The organism is Thioalkalicoccus limnaeus, from assembly GCF_041197575.1.
In the GTDB taxonomy this organism is placed as follows: Bacteria; Pseudomonadota; Gammaproteobacteria; order Chromatiales; family Chromatiaceae; genus Thioalkalicoccus; species Thioalkalicoccus limnaeus.
On sequence record NZ_JBDKXB010000020.1, the window covers coordinates 21,205 to 38,667 of the forward strand.

Annotated in this window: 15 protein-coding genes; 11 read left to right on the top strand and 4 right to left on the bottom strand. The window is 64.4% G+C overall.

The window, feature by feature from the left end; translation table 11 throughout:
- The first annotated feature begins 6 nt into the window (after positions 1 to 6).
- From hrcA to ABC977_RS13350, 6 genes are all read left to right on the top strand, one after another.
- Positions 7 to 1,062, top strand: coding sequence for a heat-inducible transcriptional repressor HrcA (gene hrcA, locus ABC977_RS13325; RefSeq protein ID WP_369667759.1), 1,056 nt, complete (start codon positions 7 to 9; stop codon positions 1,060 to 1,062).
- Positions 1,063 to 1,164: 102 nt separating this feature from the next.
- Positions 1,165 to 1,770 carry a nucleotide exchange factor GrpE gene (gene grpE, locus ABC977_RS13330; protein WP_369667760.1) on the top strand — a complete coding sequence of 202 codons (606 nt, stop codon included), beginning with the start codon at positions 1,165 to 1,167 and terminating at the stop codon, positions 1,768 to 1,770.
- Between the two features lie 86 nt (positions 1,771 to 1,856).
- Positions 1,857 to 3,809 (top strand): molecular chaperone DnaK, encoded by a 1,953-nt coding sequence (gene dnaK, locus ABC977_RS13335; RefSeq protein ID WP_369667761.1) that lies wholly within the window; start codon positions 1,857 to 1,859, stop codon positions 3,807 to 3,809.
- A 110-nt stretch (positions 3,810 to 3,919) separates the two neighbouring features.
- Positions 3,920 to 5,053, top strand: coding sequence for a molecular chaperone DnaJ (gene dnaJ / locus ABC977_RS13340; RefSeq protein ID WP_369667762.1), 1,134 nt, complete (start codon positions 3,920 to 3,922; stop codon positions 5,051 to 5,053).
- 4 nt (positions 5,054 to 5,057) lie between these two features.
- Positions 5,058 to 5,870 (top strand): 4-hydroxy-tetrahydrodipicolinate reductase, encoded by an 813-nt coding sequence (dapB, locus tag ABC977_RS13345; protein ID WP_369667763.1) that lies wholly within the window; start codon positions 5,058 to 5,060, stop codon positions 5,868 to 5,870.
- Positions 5,871 to 6,226: 356 nt separating this feature from the next.
- Positions 6,227 to 7,630 (top strand): alanine/glycine:cation symporter family protein, encoded by a 1,404-nt coding sequence (locus tag ABC977_RS13350; RefSeq protein WP_369667764.1) that lies wholly within the window; start codon positions 6,227 to 6,229, stop codon positions 7,628 to 7,630.
- Between the two features lie 112 nt (positions 7,631 to 7,742).
- Here the strand turns inward: ABC977_RS13350 and soeC are convergent, their stop codons facing one another.
- The 3 genes from soeC to soeA are packed head-to-tail and all read right to left on the bottom strand — an operon-like array spanning position 7,743 to position 12,388.
- Complete coding sequence (gene soeC / locus ABC977_RS13355; protein ID WP_369667765.1) at positions 7,743 to 8,720, bottom strand: sulfite dehydrogenase subunit SoeC; 978 nt, start codon at positions 8,718 to 8,720, stop codon at positions 7,743 to 7,745.
- 39 nt (positions 8,721 to 8,759) lie between these two features.
- The gene (gene soeB / locus ABC977_RS13360) at positions 8,760 to 9,482 is read right to left on the bottom strand and encodes a sulfite dehydrogenase subunit SoeB (protein WP_369667766.1); all 723 of its coding nucleotides are present in this window, start codon (positions 9,480 to 9,482) and stop codon (positions 8,760 to 8,762) included.
- A gap of 11 nt (positions 9,483 to 9,493) precedes the next feature.
- Positions 9,494 to 12,388 (bottom strand): sulfite dehydrogenase subunit SoeA, encoded by a 2,895-nt coding sequence (gene soeA, locus ABC977_RS13365; protein WP_369667767.1) that lies wholly within the window; start codon positions 12,386 to 12,388, stop codon positions 9,494 to 9,496.
- 319 nt (positions 12,389 to 12,707) lie between these two features.
- On the opposite strand from soeA, the gene ABC977_RS13370 reads away from it, so the two are divergent.
- The 3 genes from ABC977_RS13370 (at position 12,708) to trpC (ending at position 15,255) form a co-directional block, all read left to right on the top strand.
- Complete coding sequence (locus tag ABC977_RS13370; RefSeq protein ID WP_369667768.1) at positions 12,708 to 13,286, top strand: anthranilate synthase component II; 579 nt, start codon at positions 12,708 to 12,710, stop codon at positions 13,284 to 13,286.
- Between the two features lie 52 nt (positions 13,287 to 13,338).
- Positions 13,339 to 14,361 (top strand): anthranilate phosphoribosyltransferase, encoded by a 1,023-nt coding sequence (gene trpD / locus ABC977_RS13375; RefSeq protein WP_369667769.1) that lies wholly within the window; start codon positions 13,339 to 13,341, stop codon positions 14,359 to 14,361.
- 90 nt (positions 14,362 to 14,451) lie between these two features.
- Positions 14,452 to 15,255 carry an indole-3-glycerol phosphate synthase TrpC gene (gene trpC, locus ABC977_RS13380; protein ID WP_369667770.1) on the top strand — a complete coding sequence of 268 codons (804 nt, stop codon included), beginning with the start codon at positions 14,452 to 14,454 and terminating at the stop codon, positions 15,253 to 15,255.
- Between the two features lie 21 nt (positions 15,256 to 15,276).
- Here the strand turns inward: trpC and crp are convergent, their stop codons facing one another.
- Positions 15,277 to 15,930 carry a cAMP-activated global transcriptional regulator CRP gene (crp, locus tag ABC977_RS13385; protein WP_369667771.1) on the bottom strand — a complete coding sequence of 218 codons (654 nt, stop codon included), beginning with the start codon at positions 15,928 to 15,930 and terminating at the stop codon, positions 15,277 to 15,279.
- Positions 15,931 to 16,047: 117 nt separating this feature from the next.
- On the opposite strand from crp, the gene ABC977_RS13390 reads away from it, so the two are divergent.
- Both ABC977_RS13390 and speD read left to right on the top strand, forming a co-directional pair.
- Positions 16,048 to 16,464 (top strand): OsmC family protein, encoded by a 417-nt coding sequence (locus tag ABC977_RS13390; RefSeq protein ID WP_369667772.1) that lies wholly within the window; start codon positions 16,048 to 16,050, stop codon positions 16,462 to 16,464.
- 151 nt (positions 16,465 to 16,615) lie between these two features.
- Positions 16,616 to 17,440 (top strand): adenosylmethionine decarboxylase, encoded by an 825-nt coding sequence (gene speD / locus ABC977_RS13395; RefSeq protein ID WP_369667773.1) that lies wholly within the window; start codon positions 16,616 to 16,618, stop codon positions 17,438 to 17,440.
- The last annotated feature ends 23 nt before the right edge of the window (positions 17,441 to 17,463 follow it).

A 17,463-nucleotide genomic window follows, 5' to 3' on the forward strand; every position in this document is an offset into this window, starting at 1 on the left:
ACGGCCTTGTCAGCGAAGCACATCAATGGCGAGAATCGAATCAGCGAGCGGGCACAGCATTTTCTCAAGGCCCTGATCGAGCGTTACATCCGCGATGGCCAGCCGGTCGGTTCGCGGACCCTGGCCAAAGACACCGGGCTCGACCTGAGTCCGGCGACGGTCCGGAACGTCATGGCGGACCTCGAGGATCTGGGCTTCGTGTCGTCGCCGCACACCTCGGCGGGACGGGTTCCCACCGTCGCCGGCTATCGTTTCTTCGTCGATAGCCTGCTGACGGTGCGACCCCCGACCGACGAGGACTTGGCGCGTATGCGCTGGCGCTTCGAGCAGCTCACCGATTCGGCGACCTTGCTGGAGAATACGTCGCGCCTGCTGTCGGGCTTGACCCATATGGCCGGGGTGGTCATGGTGCCGCGCCACGAACGCAATGCGTTTCGTCAGATCGAGTTGCTGCCCTTGTCCGGCGCCAGGGTTCTGGCCATCCTGGTGACCAGCGAAGGAGAGGTGCACAATCGCATCATCTTCACCGAGCGCCCATTTCGTCCAGCCGAGCTGGAAGAGGCCGCGAATTACCTGAACCAGATGTTCACCGGGCAGGACCTGCGCGAGGTCCGCAAGCGCTTGGTCGAGGATCTGCGCCAGACCCACGAGCGAATGGACCGGCTCATGTTGCGTGCGATGCAACTGGCCCACCCGGTCGTCGAATCGGCCGAGGGCCGCGGCGATTGCCATATTGCCGGCCAGACCAATCTGATGGAGTTCGGCGAATTGGCGAATCTCGAGCGCCTGAAGCAGTTGTTCGACGCCTTTCATCAGAAACGCGAGATATTGCATCTGCTCGATCGCTGCATCGTCGCCGACGGTGTCCAGATCTTCATTGGCGAGGAGTCTGGTTACGGGCTGCTCAATGATTGCAGTTTGGTGACGGCGACCTACCGCATCGACCAATACGTCGTCGGCGTGCTCGGCGTGATCGGCCCGACGCGGATGGATTATCCGCGGGTGATCCCGTTGGTCGATGTCACGGCACGACTCTTGTCGGCGGCGCTGCGTCCGCAGTAGGGACTCGCCGTAGCACGCACGCTTCGATATTGATAGACCGACGCGGCATCCAGGTGGTCGCCTGGAGGGCTGGCGTCGGCGGATTTTCTTGAGGAGGTAGCGATGACGAAGGAGCAGGAGACCCGAACGCCAGGATCGGAGCAGGGACGAGTCGACGAGGCTCTGGCCGAAGGCGTGCCACCGACCGACCCAGCGACGTCCGACGATGTCGCCGGTGAGCGCGTGGATGTCGCGCCGGAAGGCCTGGCCGCGCTTCTGGAGGAGGCGCGTAATCGCGCCGATGACAACTGGAACCAGCTGCTGCGCGCCCGGGCCGAGATCGAGAATCTGCGCCGGCGCCATGCTGCGGAGTTGGAGAAGGCGCACAAATTCGCATTGGACGGGTTCGTGCGTGAGCTGCTGCCTGTCCGTGACAGCCTGGAACTGGGACAGGTTGCGGCCCGTGACGAGACGGCCGATCTCGGCAAGCTGCGCGAGGGCACCGAGCTGACACTGAAGCTCCTCGTCGACGCGATGGCCAAGTTCGGGGTCGAGGCGATCGATCCGGAGGGCGAGCCCTTCAATCCAGAGTATCACCAAGCGATGTCGACGCAGCCACGCGCGGATGTGCCACCGAACAGGGTCGTGGCGGTCATTCAACGCGGCTACCTGCTCAATGGGCGTTTGGCGCGACCCGCGTTGGTCGTCGTTTCGCAGGCGCCGGCCTGATCGAACAGGCTTGAAGTAGAAAGGGTTTCCCCCAATTCCGGGGCATTGATTCGCACTTTTGAAACGAATTCGAAGCGGAGACAGAGATGGGAAAGATCATCGGAATCGATTTAGGAACCACGAACTCCTGCGTCGCGGTGATGGAAGGCGACAACGTCAAGGTCATCGAGAACGCCGAAGGTGACCGCACGACGCCGTCGGTCGTCGCGTTCACCAGCGATGGCGAGGTCTTGGTCGGGCAATCGGCGAAGCGGCAAGCGGTCACCAATCCGACCAATACCCTGTTTGCGATCAAGCGCCTGATCGGCCGTCGCTTCGAGGACGGGGTGGTCAAGAAGGACATGGACATGGTGCCCTACAAGATCGTGCGTGCCGACAATGGGGATGCCTGGGTCGACGCCGCCGGCAAGAAGATGGCGCCGCCGGAGGTCTCGGCGAAGGTCTTGCAGAAGATGAAGAAGACGGCCGAGGACTACCTGGGCACCAGTGTCACCGAGGCGGTCATCACGGTCCCGGCCTATTTCAACGATTCGCAACGGCAAGCGACCAAGGATGCCGGCCGCATCGCCGGCCTCGAGGTCAAGCGCATCATCAACGAGCCGACGGCGGCGGCCCTCGCCTACGGCATGGACAAAAAACGCGGCGATCAGAAGATCGCCGTTTACGATCTGGGCGGCGGCACCTTCGATATCTCGATCATCGAGATCGCCGAGATCGAAGGCGAGCATCAGTTCGAGGTCCTGTCGACGAACGGTGATACCTTTCTCGGCGGCGAAGATTTCGACAAGCGCATCATCGATTTCCTCGTGGCCGAGTTCAAGAAAGACCAGGGCATCGATCTGCGCCGAGATCCGTTGGCGCTGCAGCGCCTGAAGGAGGCGGCCGAAAAGGCCAAGATCGAGCTGTCCTCGAGTCAGCAAACCGATATCAATCTGCCCTACATCACGGCCGATCAGGCCGGGCCCAAGCACCTCAACGTCAAGCTGACGCGGGCCAAGCTCGAAGGTCTGGTCGAGGATCTCGTGGATCGAACCATCGAGCCCTGTCGGATCGCGCTGAAGGATGCCGGCGTCACGGCGTCCCAGATCGATGAGGTTATCCTGGTCGGCGGTCAGACGCGGATGCCCAAGGTTCAAGCCAAGGTGCAGGAGTTCTTCGGCAAGGCGCCGCGCAAGGATGTGAACCCGGACGAGGCGGTCGCGATAGGGGCCGCGATTCAAGGCGGGGTTCTCGGCGGTGAGGTCAAGGATGTTCTGCTGCTCGACGTGACGCCCTTGTCGCTCGGCATCGAGACCCTCGGTGGCGTCATGACCAAGCTGATCGAAAAGAACACGACGATCCCGACCTCGGCCCAGCAGGTCTTCTCGACCGCCGACGATAATCAGCGCGCGGTGACGGTGCACGTGCTGCAGGGCGAACGCGAGCGCGCCGCCGATAACAAGTCATTGGGCCGTTTCGATCTGAGCGACATCCCGCCAGCACCGCGTGGCGTGCCGCAGATCGAGGTCAAGTTCGATATCGATGCCAACGGTATCCTCAACGTCTCGGCCAAGGACAAGGCGACCGGCAAGCAGCAATCGATCGTGATCAAGGCCTCCTCCGGCCTCACCGACGACGAGATCGCGCAGATGGTCAAGGATGCCGAGGCCCATGCCGACGAGGATCGTCGCTTCCACGAACTGGTCACGGCCCGCAATCAAGCGGACAGCCTGATCCATGCGACACGCAAATCGATGGAGCAGTTGGGCGACAAGATCGATTCGGGTGAGAAGACGACGATCGAAGCCGCGATGCGCGATCTCGAGGAGGCGATGAAGGGCGAGGACAAGGACCTGATCGAGTCGCGCACGCGGGCCCTGAGCGATGCCTCGTCGAAGATGGCCGAGCGGCTCTATAGCCAATCGGCGGAGACCCCGCCGCCTGGTGGCGGCACCACCGGCGGCGCGGCTGGGGGCGAGGGTGGCGATGGATCGCGGGGTGCTGGCAAGGACGATGTCGTCGACGCGGAGTTCGAAGAGGTCAAAGACGACCGCAAGTAGGGATCTCGCCAGCCTAAGGCGGCCCGTTCGATCAGCGTGCCGGGCTTGTCACGCGCGCGCTGGTCTCGGCGTTGTGGGCCGTGACAGGCCTGGCCAAAGGCACAATCATCATGTCGAAACGCGACTACTACCAAGTCCTCGGGGTCCAGCGTAACGCCAGCGAGGCCGATATCAAGAAGGCCTACCGGCGGTTGGCCATGAAGTACCATCCGGATCGCAACCCGGACGATGCGGAGTCCGAGCAGCGCTTCAAAGAGATCAACGAGGCCCATGAGGTCTTGAGCGATGCGAAGAAGCGTTCGGCCTACGATCAGTTCGGGCACGCCGGGGTCGCTGGCGCCGGTGGGTTCGGGGGGCCGGGCGACTTTGCCGGGGCCGGCTCCTTTTCGGACATCTTCGGCGATGTCTTCGGCGACATCTTCGGCGGCCGTGCCGGCGGTCGCCGCAGCAACCGTGGCGCCGATCTCCGCTACGATCTCGCGATGTCCCTGGAGGAGGCGGTTTCCGGAAAAGAGGTCAAGATCCGGATCCCGACCCTCGTCGACTGTCAGTTCTGCGGGGGGAGCGGTGCCAAGCCGGGGACCAAGCCCCAGACCTGCCCTACGTGCAGCGGCACCGGCCAGGTGCGAATGCAGCAAGGGTTCTTCTCGATCCAGCAAACCTGTCCGCAATGTCGCGGGACGGGACAGATCATCGTCGAACCCTGCGGCCACTGTCGCGGTGCCGGCCGTGTTCAGGAGTCCAAGACTCTGTCGGTCAAAGTACCGGCTGGTGTCGACACCGGGGACCGGATTCGGCTGGCTGGCGAAGGGGAACGCGGCGAACAAGGTGGCCCACCCGGCGATCTCTATGTCCAGGTGCAGGTCAAGGAGCACGCGATCTTCACGCGCGAGGGCGACGATCTCTTCTGCGAGGTGCCGATCGGTTTCGTCACGGCGGCCCTCGGTGGCGAGCTCGAGGTACCGACCCTGAACGGTAAGGTCATGCTCAAGATCCCGCATGGCACGCAGACCGGACGGCTGTTCCGCGTCCGCGGCAAGGGTGTCAAATCGGTTCGCAGCCAGGGTACCGGGGATCTTCTATGCCGCGTCGTGATCGAGACCCCGGTCAACCTGACCGAGCGGCAGAAGGAGTTGCTCGAGGAGTTCGATCGCAGCGTCCGCGAAGGCGGCGAGCGCCATAGCCCCAATTCGTCCTCGTGGCTCGATGGCGTCAAGAGCTTTTTCGAAAAGATGGGGTTTTAGCACGATGACCGATTCACGCATTGCTGTCGCCGGCGCCGCTGGGCGCATGGGTCGCACGCTAGTTCAGGCCGTGACGGCGGCGGACGGGCTGGCGTTGACGGCCGGAACCGAGCGGCCTGGCAGCCCGTTTCTTGGCGCGGACGCCGGCGAGTTGGCCGGTGTCGGGTGTTTGAACGTGCCGATCCGCGCTAGGCTGGACGAGGTCACGGACGCGTTCGATTGCCTGATCGATTTCACGACGCCGGCCGGTACGCTCGAGCATCTTAGGTCGTGCGAAGCGGCCGGCCGGTCGATGGTCATTGGGACCACAGGGCTCGATGCCGCGCAGCGTCAGACGATCGAGCGAGCGGCTCAGCGGATCCCCGTCGTCCTTGCCCCGAACATGAGCGTGGGCGTCAACCTGTGTTTCAAACTGCTCGAGGTCGCGGCGCAGGTCCTCGGCGACGAGGTCGATATCGAGATCCTCGAAGCCCATCACCGCCACAAGGTCGATGCGCCATCCGGCACCGCCTTGAAGATGGGGGAGGTCATCGCCACGACGCTCGGGCGGGATCTGGGTGCGGTGGCCGTATATGGGCGCGAGGGCCATACCGGACCTCGTGACCGAGCGACGATCGGCTTCGCGACGGTCCGCGCTGGCGATGTCGTCGGTGAGCACAGTGTCTGGTTCGTCGGCGAGGGAGAGCGGATCGAGATCACGCACAAGGCATCCAACCGCATGACCTTCGCGCGCGGGGCCGCGCGCGCCGCGGCCTGGCTCGCCGGTCGCCCGGCCGGACTCTACGACATGCGCGACGTTCTGGGTCTGAACCATTGATCGTCCCGCGAGCCTGTGCGCCGCGAGCGTCGGCCGCAGGGACCTGCCGGGCCCCGACCAGCCTGTCTCCCAGGCCTGTCGGAACCGACCGATGCGGGCGGTGACCCTGGAGCCGGCTTCTTGGGGTGCCGTCAGCCACGGTCCGCACCGAGCTTCGGCGTTGGCGCGACCGGCGCCGGCGCTGTCCCGCTCCGGGGTGACGGCTGGCGATGGCCGTGCGACGACCATCGATCGGGCAGGGCCGTGGGACGATGGTCCTCCTCGCGACCATCCTTTTCGTGTATAGCTGGCCGGTCCACGGCCGGCCATTGGGGCAATGATTCATCGATAACGACCAATAGAAGGGGGGCTGGCTTGTGATCCAAGGGTTACTGCTGTTCAACGACTGGCTCAACGGCATCGTCTGGGGGCCGCCCTTCATGATCCTGCTCGTCGGGACAGGCGCCTACCTGACCATACGGCTGGGATTCTTTCAGTTCACCCATCTCGGCTTCGCTTGGCAACGCACCTTCGGCACCTTGCTGCGGCGCCGGGCGGTCACCGAGGCCGGGGCCATCTCCTCCTTTCAGGCCGTCACGTCGGCGATGGCGGCCACGATCGGCGTCGGCAACATCGCCGGGGTCGCCACGGCCATCGCGCTCGGGGGGCCGGGGGCGGTGTTCTGGATGTGGGTCGTGGCCTTGGTCGGGATGGCGACGAAGCTCGCCGAGGCGACGCTCGGTCTGAAATACCGGCAGGTCGAGAGCGATGGCAAGGTCCACGGCGGTGTCTTCTACTACATCGAGTACGGACTCGGGCGCCGGTGGAAATGGCTCGCGATCCTCTATGCCTTCCTGGCCGGGCTCGCGGCGTTCGGGATCGGCAACATGGTGCAGGCGAACACCATGGCCCATGCGTTGAATACCGGGATGGGGATCCCCCCATGGGTGACGGGGCTTGCGGTCATGGCCTTGGTCGCGGCCGTGACGCTCGGCGGCATCCAGCGGATCGCTTTGACCGCCGAGCGCATCGTGCCGCTGATGGCGCTCATCTATGTGATCGGCGCCATCGGTGTCCTGGTGGTCTTCTACGACCAGATCCCGGCCGCCTTCGGGCAGATCTTCGCCGGTGCCTTCAGCGCGAGTTCGGCCGTCGGTGGCTTCGCCGGCGCGACCGTCGCGATGGCGATCCGCTACGGCATCGCCCGCGGGATCTTCTCGAACGAGGCTGGCCTCGGCTCGGCCTCGATCGTGCACGCGCAGGCCCGCAACAAACCTTACGGCCAAGGGCTCTGGGGCATGTGGGAGGTCTTCATCGATACGCTGGTGGTCTGCACGATGACGGCCTTGGTGATCCTGGTGACCGGTGTCATCCAGACCGGCCAGACCGGTGCCGAACTGACGACGAGTGCCTTCATGGCCGGCCTGCCGGGCATCGGTGGCTGGATCGTGCTTCTGGCGATCGTGCTCTTTTCCTATACGACGATGTTGACCTGGAACTTCTACGGCGAGAAGAGTTGGGAGTACGTCTTCGGCTCGCGTGTGGTGCTGCCGTACCGGGTGATCTTCATCTGCTTCCTGTACTTGGGCGCCATCGGTGGCCTTGCGACCGTCTGGGACGTTGCCGATACCCTCAACGGTCTGATGGCGGCGCCGAACCTGATTGCGCTCATCGTGCTGGCCGGCGTCCTGGTCAAGGAAAAGACCAAGTACCTGAAGGAAGAGCGCGAGGCCGCCCAGCGCGAAAGCGATCAAACGCGTTCATCGGACGGCGATAGCTAGCTCGGCCCCAAAACCTGTCGCCTCGCGGTGTGGCGTGAGCTTCACCGCGAGGCTTCGCCGGTTGGTGAGCCGACCGAATAAGGATTCCTTGGGGTGTCGAGGCGCTTCCGGCTCAGGCGACGCGCTGATAGTAGAGGTTTTGCGGGTGATTGGCCTCGACGAAGAAGGACCAGCGTTCGGCGAGTAGCCCGAGATACTGGATCACGAAGGCGGCGATCGGCAAGGTCGGCGACTCGGTCACGTAGGCGATGCCGATCAGCGCGATCGGCAACGGGAACACCAGTGTCAGATAGGTCGCGCGGACCATTGCCAGGGTCTGCGGACCACGGCCGTGAAAGAACTCCCGGGTGTTGAAGGAACCGCCTGTGAACCCCTGGGTGATTTGGCGCACGGCGTTATGGCGCACGCCGATCGCGGTCTGGAGCGTGCTCTTGGGTGTGAGCCGGCGGTTGCGGATCAGCATCGCGATCCGCGAGGCCATGCCGACCAGCGTCGCGATCACGGCCCAGGTGCCGAAGAAGGCCACCAACTCGTTGCCCAGGTATGCGGAGTAAGCCGCCGCCAGCATGAAGCCCGAGGCGATGCCGAGGAACAGGAAGTTCGCGACCGTCAGCGGCGAGTGCCACTCCTGCAGGAACCGGACGCTGGCATAGATCATCGCCGTCGAGACGAACAGCGCGAAGGTCGCGAGCGTGCCGATCAGGCCAATGACCAGCGTCGCGTCCACCGGCAGCGTCCCCGCGATCGTGATCCAGGGCTGGGTCCAGCCGAACCCGTGCGCGAGTCCGTAGGCCAGGACCAGGATCATCATGATCGGCAACACGATGACCTCGCGTGACAGCCACGAGGTGCGCCACATGGTGGCGGTGCGCCAGGCGCGTTCGGGTCGTCCGAGATGGAAGAAGGACGCGAACAGACCCAGGCCGAGCAGCACGAGCGCGACCGCGCTCCCGAGGGCATAGAACATCGGGTCCTGCTCTGGCAGCAGACGCGCGAGCGCATAGAGTTGCCCGGTGTAGAGGGCCAGGAACAGGCCCTGACCGGCGCCGATCAGGGTCGTCAGGAAGATTACCGAAAAGGCCGGGTGCATGGGTGCTCCTTCGCTGCGGGCTGGGGCCCGCAGGGGTCCTTACCAAGTGACATCGTCGAGGGTCTCCTCACCTGTATAGGTGGTGAGGTCTTCCTTGCGCAGCGGATTGTCGGCACGGATGATCTCGTCGGGATCGATCTGGCGCCGGGTCTTGCGGCGGGGCAGGTAATGGTTGGCCGGCTTGGTACCCCATTCGGGCATCAATTGATAGCCCCCTTGCTCGCGGATCGCGACCGAGACCTCGGACTCGGGATCGTGCACATCACCGAACAGCCGGGCATTGGCCGGGCAGGCCATCACACAGGCCGGCTTGCGCTCAGGCTCCGGCAAGGTCAGATCGGTGATGCGTTCGATGCACAGCGTGCATTTCTTCATCACCCGCTGCTGCGCGTCGAGTTCGCGGACCCCGTAAGGGCAGGCCCAGGAGCAATACTTGCAGCCGATGCACTTGTCGTAGTCGACGAGGACGACCCCGTTGTCCGGGCGCTTGTACGAGGCGCCGGTCGGGCAGACCGGGACGCACGGGGGCTCCTCGCAGTGCAGGCAGCTCTTCGGGAAATGGACCGTCTCGGTCTTCGGGAAGGTGCCCACCTCGAAGGTCTGCACCCGATTGAAGAAGGTCCCCGACGGCTCAGCGCCATAAGGGTTCTCATCGACCATCGGGCCGGCCCAGCCGGAGGTGTTCCATTGTTTGCAGGAGGTCACGCAGGCATGGCAGCCGACGCAGACGTTCAGATCGATCACGAGCGCGAGTTGTGCCATCGGCCGGTCCCCTAAGCCTTTTTGAAGAGTCCGGCCACGTAGGCCTGCCATTTGCCGCGGCGAGGTTCCTGGCCCGGCAGGCGTATCATCGCCGTAAACTGCGGCCAGGTGACCGACGGTTCATCGGCCTCGGCCTTGAAGACGCGCACGCGCAGATCGAACCAGGCCGCCTGACCCGTGACCGGGTCGGCATTCGACAGGTGCGCGCCGCTCGGGCTCGCCGGTAGCTCCTCGCCGATCAGGTGATTGAGCAGGAAACCCTTGCGCGATTCATCGGCACGCTCGCCGAGGCCCCAGGCCCCGGCCGCCTTGCCGATCGCGTTCCAGGTCCACACGGTGCCCGGCTCGACGGCCTCGGAGAAACGGCACTGGCACCGGACCCGCCCGTGCGGCGACTCGACCCAGATCCAATCGCCGTCATCGAACCCGTTCGCGGCGCCGACCCGCGGATTCATGAACAGATAGTTGTGGCTATGGATCTGGCGCAGCCAAGCGTTTTGACTGTCCCAACTGTGGTACATGGCCATCGGGCGCTGTGTCAGTGCGTTGAGCGGATAGCGGTGCGTATCGATCAAGGCCGATTCCAGCGGTTCGTGGTAGAAGGGCAGCGGATCGAAGTAGGTCGCGACGCGCTCGCGTAGCCGGTCCGGCGGCTGGCGGCCGGCGCGTTTGCCTTGCGCCGCGAGACGGAAACGCTGCAAGACCTCGGAGTAGATGTGCAGCACGATCGGCTCGGCGTAGCGGGTCATGCCGTGTGCGCGTGCCCAGTGCAGATAGCCCTTGTTCCAGTTGCGCATGTACTGGTAGCTGCGCGGCAGTTCGTAGTGGTAAACGCAATCGTGGTTCGCGTACATCTCCCATTGGCGCGGGTTGGGCTCGCCCTTCAAGAACTTCTCGCCGCCCTTGCCGCGCCATCCCGCGAGGAAACCGATGCCGGAGCCCGGTGAGGTCTCGTAGTTGACGATGAAATCGGCATAGTCGCGGTACTTGGGACGCCCGTCCGAGGTCACGAACGCGGGAAGCCCGAGGCGCCCGCCGAGATCGATCAGGACATCCTGGAACGGCCGGCACCCATCCTTCGGCGGGAGGACCGGGATCCGCACGGCATCGACGGGTCCATCGAACTCCGAGATCGGGCGATCGAGCATCGACAGCACGTCGTGGCGTTCGAGGTAGGTCGTATCGGGCAACACCAAGTCGGCGAAGGCGACCGTTTCCGACGAGAAGGCATCGCAGACGACGAGGAACGGGATCTTATATTCGCCTTGCTCGTCCTTGTCGACGAGCATCTCGCGCACCGCGCTCGTGTTCATCGTCGAGTTCCAGGCCATGTTCGCCATGAACAGGAACAGGGTGTCGATCGGGTAGGGGTCGCCGCGCCAGGCGTTGGTGATCGCGTTGTGCATCAGTCCGTGCACCGCGAGCGGATATTCCCACGAGAATGCCTTGTCGAGCCGCACCGGCTCGCCCTGTTCATCGACGAACAGGTCCTCGGGCTTCGCCGGCCAGCCCAACGGCATGCCGTCGAGGGGGGTGTTCGGCTGCACGCATTCCGGGCCGCGGGGCGGCTTCGGACAGGGCGGGATCGGCCGCGGGAAGGGTGCCTTGTGGCGAAAACCGCCTGGCCGATCGATCGTGCCCAAGATCGTCATCAGCACAGCGAGCGCGCGGATCGTCTGGAACCCGTTCGAATGCGCGGCCAGTCCGCGCATCGCATGGAAGGCCACCGGGTTGCCGGTCACCGATTGGTGTTCGTTGTCCCAGCAATCGGTCCATGGGATCGGCAGCTCGATCTTTTCGTCGCGGGCCGTGACGCCCATCTCCTGCGCGAGTCGCCGGATGGTGTCGGCCGGGATCCCGGTGATGCGGGCCGCCCACTCGGGTGTGTAGTCCTCGACGCGATCCTTCAGCAACTGAAACGAGGATTTGACCGGCGTGCCGTCGGGCAGCCGATAACTGCCGAGCAGCCGTGGATCGGCGCCGGGGGTGTGGGTGCCGATGATGCCGATCTCGCGATCCCACCAGACCCGGTTATCGGGGTCGAAGCAGCCCTCCTCGACCCGCATCTCGGCACGATACAAGAGGCCATGGTCGTCGCGACTCGGGTCGTCGACGACCAGTTCCGCGGCGTTCGTGTATTGGATGAGGAACTCGCGATCGTAGAGGCCGAGCTTGATGATCTCGTGGATCAGCGCGAGAAACAGGGCACCGTCGGTGCCAGGGCGGATCGGTACCCATTCATCGGCGATCGCCGAATAGCCGGTGCGGATCGGGTTGATCGAGATGAAGCGCCCGCCGCGGCGTTTGAACTTGGAGATCGCGACCTTGAGTGGATTGGAGTGGTGATCCTCGGCCGTGCCGACCATCACGAAGAGCTTGGCCCGATCGAGATCCGGGCCACCGAACTCCCAGAAGGAGCCGCCGATCGTGTAGATCATGCCGGCGGCCATGTTCACCGAACAGAAGCCGCCGTGGGCCGCATAGTTCGGGGTCCCGAACTGCTTCGCGAACAACCCGGTCAAGGCCTGCATCTGATCGCGGCCGGTGAAGAGGGCGAAGCGCTTCGGGTCCTCGGCGCGCAGGCGGCCGAGCCGCTCGGCCAGAAGTTCGAGCGCCTCGTCCCAGCCGATCTCCTCGAACTGCGAGGTGCCGCGCTCGGCGTTCGGCTTGCGCCGCAGCGGCTTCGTCAAACGCGCCGGCGAGTACTGTTTCATGATCCCCGACGAGCCCTTCGCGCACAGCACGCCTTGGTTCAGCGGGTGGTTCGGGTTACCCTCGATGTAACGGACCTCGCCGTCGCGCAGATGGACGCGGATCCCACAGCGACAGGCGCACATGTAGCAGGTGGTTTCCTTGATCTCGACGCGCCCGACGGTGCGATCGGAATAGCTGACGGGGTCCTGCATGACGGATGACCTTGGGGGCTGCCTTCGGAATGATCGTTAGAGTCTAATATTCCAGAGTGCTTGATCGCAAACAACCCTCCGGCTTCTCGGTCATTCCCGCCGGCCTCGGTGGCCGACGGGCGCGAAGGGCATGGGTTGTGTTGCCCCGGAGCGGCAATCGTTTCGGGCAATGGACCAGCGGCGGGGGCGAGCGCGACAAGTGAACGAGCGTCGGTGCGCGAGCGACGGGACACCGCGACAGGCGGTTCCGCCGGGCCGGCTTTTCGGACAAAATGCGGGCCTGGGCGTGCCCATCGCACGCTGGAGATAGGGCCCTTCCATGGTCTTGATGATCGACAATTACGACTCCTTCACCTACAACCTGGTCCAGTATCTGGGCGAGTTGGGGGCTGATGTGCGCGTCTACCGCAACGACCAGTTGTCGCTGGACGCGGCCCTGGCCTTGGCACCGGAGCGGATCCTGATCTCACCGGGTCCCTGCACGCCGGATCAAGCTGGCATCTCGGTGCCCCTGATCCAGGCGTGCGCGGGGCGGGTGCCGATCCTCGGCGTCTGCCTCGGCCACCAGTCGATCGGGCAAGCGTTCGGGGGACGGATCGTCAAGGCGCCCGCGGTCATGCATGGCAAGACCTCGCTGATCCATCATCGGGGGGTCGGCGTCTTCACCGGCCTCGGGAACCCCTTCGCGGCGACCCGCTATCACTCGCTGGTGATCGATCCAGCGTCGCTGCCCGATTGCCTCGAAGTCACGGCCTGGGTCGTCTCGGACCGGGGCGCGAACGAGATCATGGGCGTACGCCACCGTGATCTCCCGATACAAGGGGTGCAGTTCCATCCCGAATCGATCCTGACGCAACATGGCCACGACCTGCTGCGCAACTTCCTCGAGGACCGCTGAACCGGTCTTCGGTACCCGATCCTTCCGCCGATCCGACCCAGGGGGTATCGCTATGGATATCAAAGAGGCCATCGCCCGTTGTCTGGAACGCGAAGATCTCGCTCGCGACGAGATGACGAGCGTGATGCAGGCGATCATGACCGGTGCCGCGACCCCGGCGCAGATCGCCGGTTTCTTGATCGCGCTGCGCATGAAAGGCGAAACCGTGACCGAGGTCGCGGCGGCAGCCGATGTCATGCGCGCGCTCGCCACCGGCGTCGAGCTCGCGGGGCTGGACCATCAAGTCGACATCGTCGGAACCGGCGGTGACGCCGCTGGACTCTTCAATGTCTCGACGGCCAGCATGTTCGTGGCCGCGGCTGCCGGCTGCCACGTGGCCAAACACGGCAACCGCTCGGTGTCGAGCCGGTCGGGGAGCGCCGACGTGCTCGAGGCGGCTGGTATCCGGCTCGATCTGTCGCCCGAGCAGGTGGCCCGTTGCGTGCGCGAGGTCGGTGTCGGCTTCATGTTCGCGCCGGCCCATCACGGCGCGATGAAACACGCGATCGGCCCGCGGCGCGAGCTTGGTGTGCGGACCATCTTCAACATCCTGGGTCCGCTGACGAACCCGGCCGGGGTGCCGAACCAATTGCTCGGCGTGTTCAGCGAGCACCTGATCGAGTCCCTGGCCTTGGTGCTCCAGCGCCTCGGATCCCGTCATGTCCTGGTCGTCCATTCTCGGGACGGTCTCGATGAGATCAGCCTTGCCGACTCGACCGATTGCGCCGAGCTCAAAGACGGACAGATCACGCGTTTCTCGATCCGCCCCGAGGACTTCGGTGTGAAGCGGGCGTCGCTCGATGACATCCGGGTCACGGGCCCGCAGCAGAGCCTGGCCCAGCTTCGGTCGGTGCTCGAGGATCGGCCGGGCCCGGCGCGTGATATCGTCGTCCTCAACGCCGGCGCCGCGATCTATGTCGCCGGCCGCGCCGAGACGCTCGAAGCCGGTGTCGCGCGGGCCGATCAGGTCATCAGCAGCGGCGAGGCACGCAACCGGCTGGATCGCTTGATCCTGATGACCCAGAGTTTCGACTGATGCAGATGGCCTAGGGCCATCCCGGAACCTCGAGATGTCGTCTCGCCGACTGTGTTCCTCTCTCGACCCTGTCGCCCCCAAAGGAAACCGATGTCTTTACCGCCGCCCCCCGATATCCTGAAGAAGGTCGTCCGTCGCAAGGTCGAAGAGATCGCCGAGCGCAGCGCGCGTGTCTCGCTCGCCGAGATGGCACGGCGGGCCGCCTCGGCCCCGGCCCCGCGTGGCTTTGCGAACGCGCTGCTGGCGAAGGCGCAAGCCGGGGTGCCGGCGGTGATCGCCGAGTTCAAACGGGCCAGCCCAAGCAAGGGTCTGCTGCGGCCCGAGGCCGATCCGGCTGCTATCGCGGCCGGTTACCAGCGCGGCGGTGCTGCTTGTCTGTCGGTGCTGACGGATCGTGATTTCTTTCGCGGATCCGAAACGGACCTGCAGGTGGCCCGTGCCGCGTGCGCTCTTCCGGTGATCCGCAAGGACTTCATCATCGACCCGTACCAGGTCTACGAGGCGCGGGCCATCGGGGCCGATGCGATCCTGTTGATCGCGGCCTGCCTGACCGATGAACAGTTGCGCGAGCTCGATGGACTGGCGAAGCAATCGGGCCTCGATGTGCTGATCGAGGTCCATGACGGGGCTGAGCTCGAGCGGGCACTGTCCATTCCCGGGCCCTTGATCGGCATCAACAACAGGGATCTGCGCAGCTTCGAGGTCCGCCTGGACACGACGCTGAGTCTGCTGCCGCGGGTTCCGCCGGACCGGCTGCTCGTTACCGAGAGCGGTATCCTCGAGCGGGGCGATGTCGCGCGGTTGACCGCGCATGGCGTGCGCGCCTTTCTCGTCGGCGAGGCGCTGATGCGTGCCCCGGACCCGGGCCAGGCCTTGCGCGATCTGTTCGGTTGACCCGCCGCCGGGCTTCGGTGCTCAACGGGTGCCGAAGACGACGATCGTCTTGCCCTTGACGTCGATCAATCCTTGTTCCTCGAGCGCCTTCAGGACGCGGCCGGCCATCTCCCGCGAACAGCCGACGATGCGGCCGAGCTCCTGGCGGGTCACGCGGATCTGCATGCCGTCCGGGTGGGTCATCGCATCCGGTTGCTGGCACAGGTCGAGCAGGGCGCGGGCGATGCGGCCGGTGACATCGAGGAAGACGAGATGGCCTACCTTCCGACTGGTCTGGTGCAGTCGCGTCGACAGCTGCCGGCCGATCGAGAACAGCAGGTCCTTCGCGTGTTCCCGGAGTTCATTGTCGAGCAGCCGGCTGAGCCGTTGATAAGTGATCTCGGCGACACGGCAACGGGTGCGGGTGCGGATTTGGACGCTGCGTGTCGTCTGGGGCACGAACAACCCCATCTCGCCGATGAATTCGCCCTTGTTGATGTAGGTGATCACGAGTTCCCGTTGGTCCTCGTCGTCGATCAGCGCCGCGACCGAACCCTCTATCAAATAGTAGATGCTTTCCGCTGGTTCGCCTTGGCGAATGAAGTCGGTGTTCTTCTCGTAGGTCTTGGTATGGCAGAAACCCAGAAAGGGCTTCAGCCAGGCGGGTTCGGGCAGGGGTGGGGTGATCAGGGTCATCGCTGGGTCCCTGGTGGATGGCCGGGGCAGGGTCGAGGTCGAGGCTATTCCGACGTGGCTATGATAACCTGAGAATCCATGGCGAAGGCCAGTGATCGCACAGAGTCGGTGAGGCAAATGAAGGCGCGCATCCAATGGGTCGAGGGCACGGTCATGCTGGCCGAATCGGGGAGCGGGCATGCGCTGGTGCTCGATGGACCACCCGAGCATGGCGGGCGCAATCTCGGTGTGCGTCCGATGGAACTGCTGTTGATCGGCCTGGGGGGGTGTAGCCAGTTCGATGTGCTGCATATCCTGCGGCGCGCGCGCCAGCCGGTCACGGCCTGCGTCGTCGACATCGCTGCTGAACGGGCCGCCGAGGATCCCAAGGTGTTCACCCGCATCCATCTGCACTTCGTGGTGACCGGCCGCGATCTGAGTGCACGACAGGTCGAGCGGGCCGTTCAGCTGAGCGCGGAAAAATACTGCTCTGCCTCGATCATGCTTGGCGCGACGGCACAGATCACGCACGATGTCGAGATTCGCGCCGCCTGACGAGCGCAAGGCCGGGACCCAGAGCGCCGCGCTGTGATCCGCCTCGAAATCTCGTCTGGATAGTCTCGGTCGGATTGCGTGGCCGAGTGCGCTTGCATTCGTCGGCGAAGGGCATTAGCTTTCGCGGCCTTTAGACGTCAGGACCGAAACGATGCCGGATTCCTTGAAAAAGCTCAAGCTGCATGGCTTCAATAATCTGACGAAGACGCTGAGCTTCAATATCTACGATGTGTGTTACGCGGATTCCGCGGAGCAGCGCGAGGCCTACATCAAATATATCGATGAGGCTTACAATGCCGAGCGGTTGACCGGGATTCTGACCGACGTCGCCGAGATCATCGGCGCGAGCATCCTGAACATCGCGCACCAGGACTACGACCCCCAGGGGGCCTCGGTCACGATGTTGATCTCCGAGGAACCAGTCGCCGCGGAACTGCTGTCGAACACCGCCTCGCCAGGGCCGCTGCCGGACGCCGTCGTCGCCCATCTCGACAAGAGTCACATCACGGTGCACACCTACCCGGAGACGAATCCGCAGACCGGGATCAGTACCTTTCGCGCCGACATCGATGTCTCGACCTGCGGGCGGATCTCACCGCTGCGAGCGCTCAACTATCTGATCCATGCACTCGAATCCGATGTCGTCATCATGGACTATCGCGTGCGCGGTTTCACGCGCGACGTCAAAGGCCGCAAGCACTTCATCGACCACAACATCAGCTCGATCCAGAACTATCTGTCGCGCGATACCAAGGATCGCTACCAGATGGTCGACGTCAATGTCTATCAAGAGAATCTGTTTCACACCAAGATGGTGTTGAAGCATTTCCGTCTCGACGACTATCTCTTCTGCATCCAGGCCAGCGATCTGACCGAGCGGGAGCACAAGAGGATCCAGAAGCTGCTGCGGCGGGAGCTCTCGGAGATCTTCTACGGACGCAATCTCGGGCGCAATCTCGAATTCATGGGTTGTTAGCTGGGCCGCGCCGCGCACGCACC

Bases quoted from the DNA above. Each gene is read 5' to 3' on its own strand.
- soeC (WP_369667765.1), bottom strand. From the start codon at position 8,720: ATGCACCCGGCCTTTTCGGTAATCTTCCTGACGACCCTGATCGGCGCC.
- crp (WP_369667771.1), bottom strand. From the start codon at position 15,930: ATGACCCTGATCACCCCACCCCTGCCCGAACCCGCCTGGCTGAAGCCC.
- dnaK (WP_369667761.1), top strand. From the start codon at position 1,857: ATGGGAAAGATCATCGGAATCGATTTAGGAACCACGAACTCCTGCGTC.
- dnaJ (WP_369667762.1), top strand. From the start codon at position 3,920: ATGTCGAAACGCGACTACTACCAAGTCCTCGGGGTCCAGCGTAACGCC.
- trpC (WP_369667770.1), top strand. From the start codon at position 14,452: ATGTCTTTACCGCCGCCCCCCGATATCCTGAAGAAGGTCGTCCGTCGC.
- soeA (WP_369667767.1), bottom strand. From the start codon at position 12,388: ATGCAGGACCCCGTCAGCTATTCCGATCGCACCGTCGGGCGCGTCGAG.
- grpE (WP_369667760.1), top strand. From the start codon at position 1,165: ATGACGAAGGAGCAGGAGACCCGAACGCCAGGATCGGAGCAGGGACGA.
- dapB (WP_369667763.1), top strand. From the start codon at position 5,058: ATGACCGATTCACGCATTGCTGTCGCCGGCGCCGCTGGGCGCATGGGT.
- ABC977_RS13390 (WP_369667772.1), top strand. From the start codon at position 16,048: ATGAAGGCGCGCATCCAATGGGTCGAGGGCACGGTCATGCTGGCCGAA.
- ABC977_RS13370 (WP_369667768.1), top strand. From the start codon at position 12,708: ATGGTCTTGATGATCGACAATTACGACTCCTTCACCTACAACCTGGTC.
- trpD (WP_369667769.1), top strand. From the start codon at position 13,339: ATGGATATCAAAGAGGCCATCGCCCGTTGTCTGGAACGCGAAGATCTC.
- speD (WP_369667773.1), top strand. From the start codon at position 16,616: ATGCCGGATTCCTTGAAAAAGCTCAAGCTGCATGGCTTCAATAATCTG.
- soeB (WP_369667766.1), bottom strand. From the start codon at position 9,482: ATGGCACAACTCGCGCTCGTGATCGATCTGAACGTCTGCGTCGGCTGC.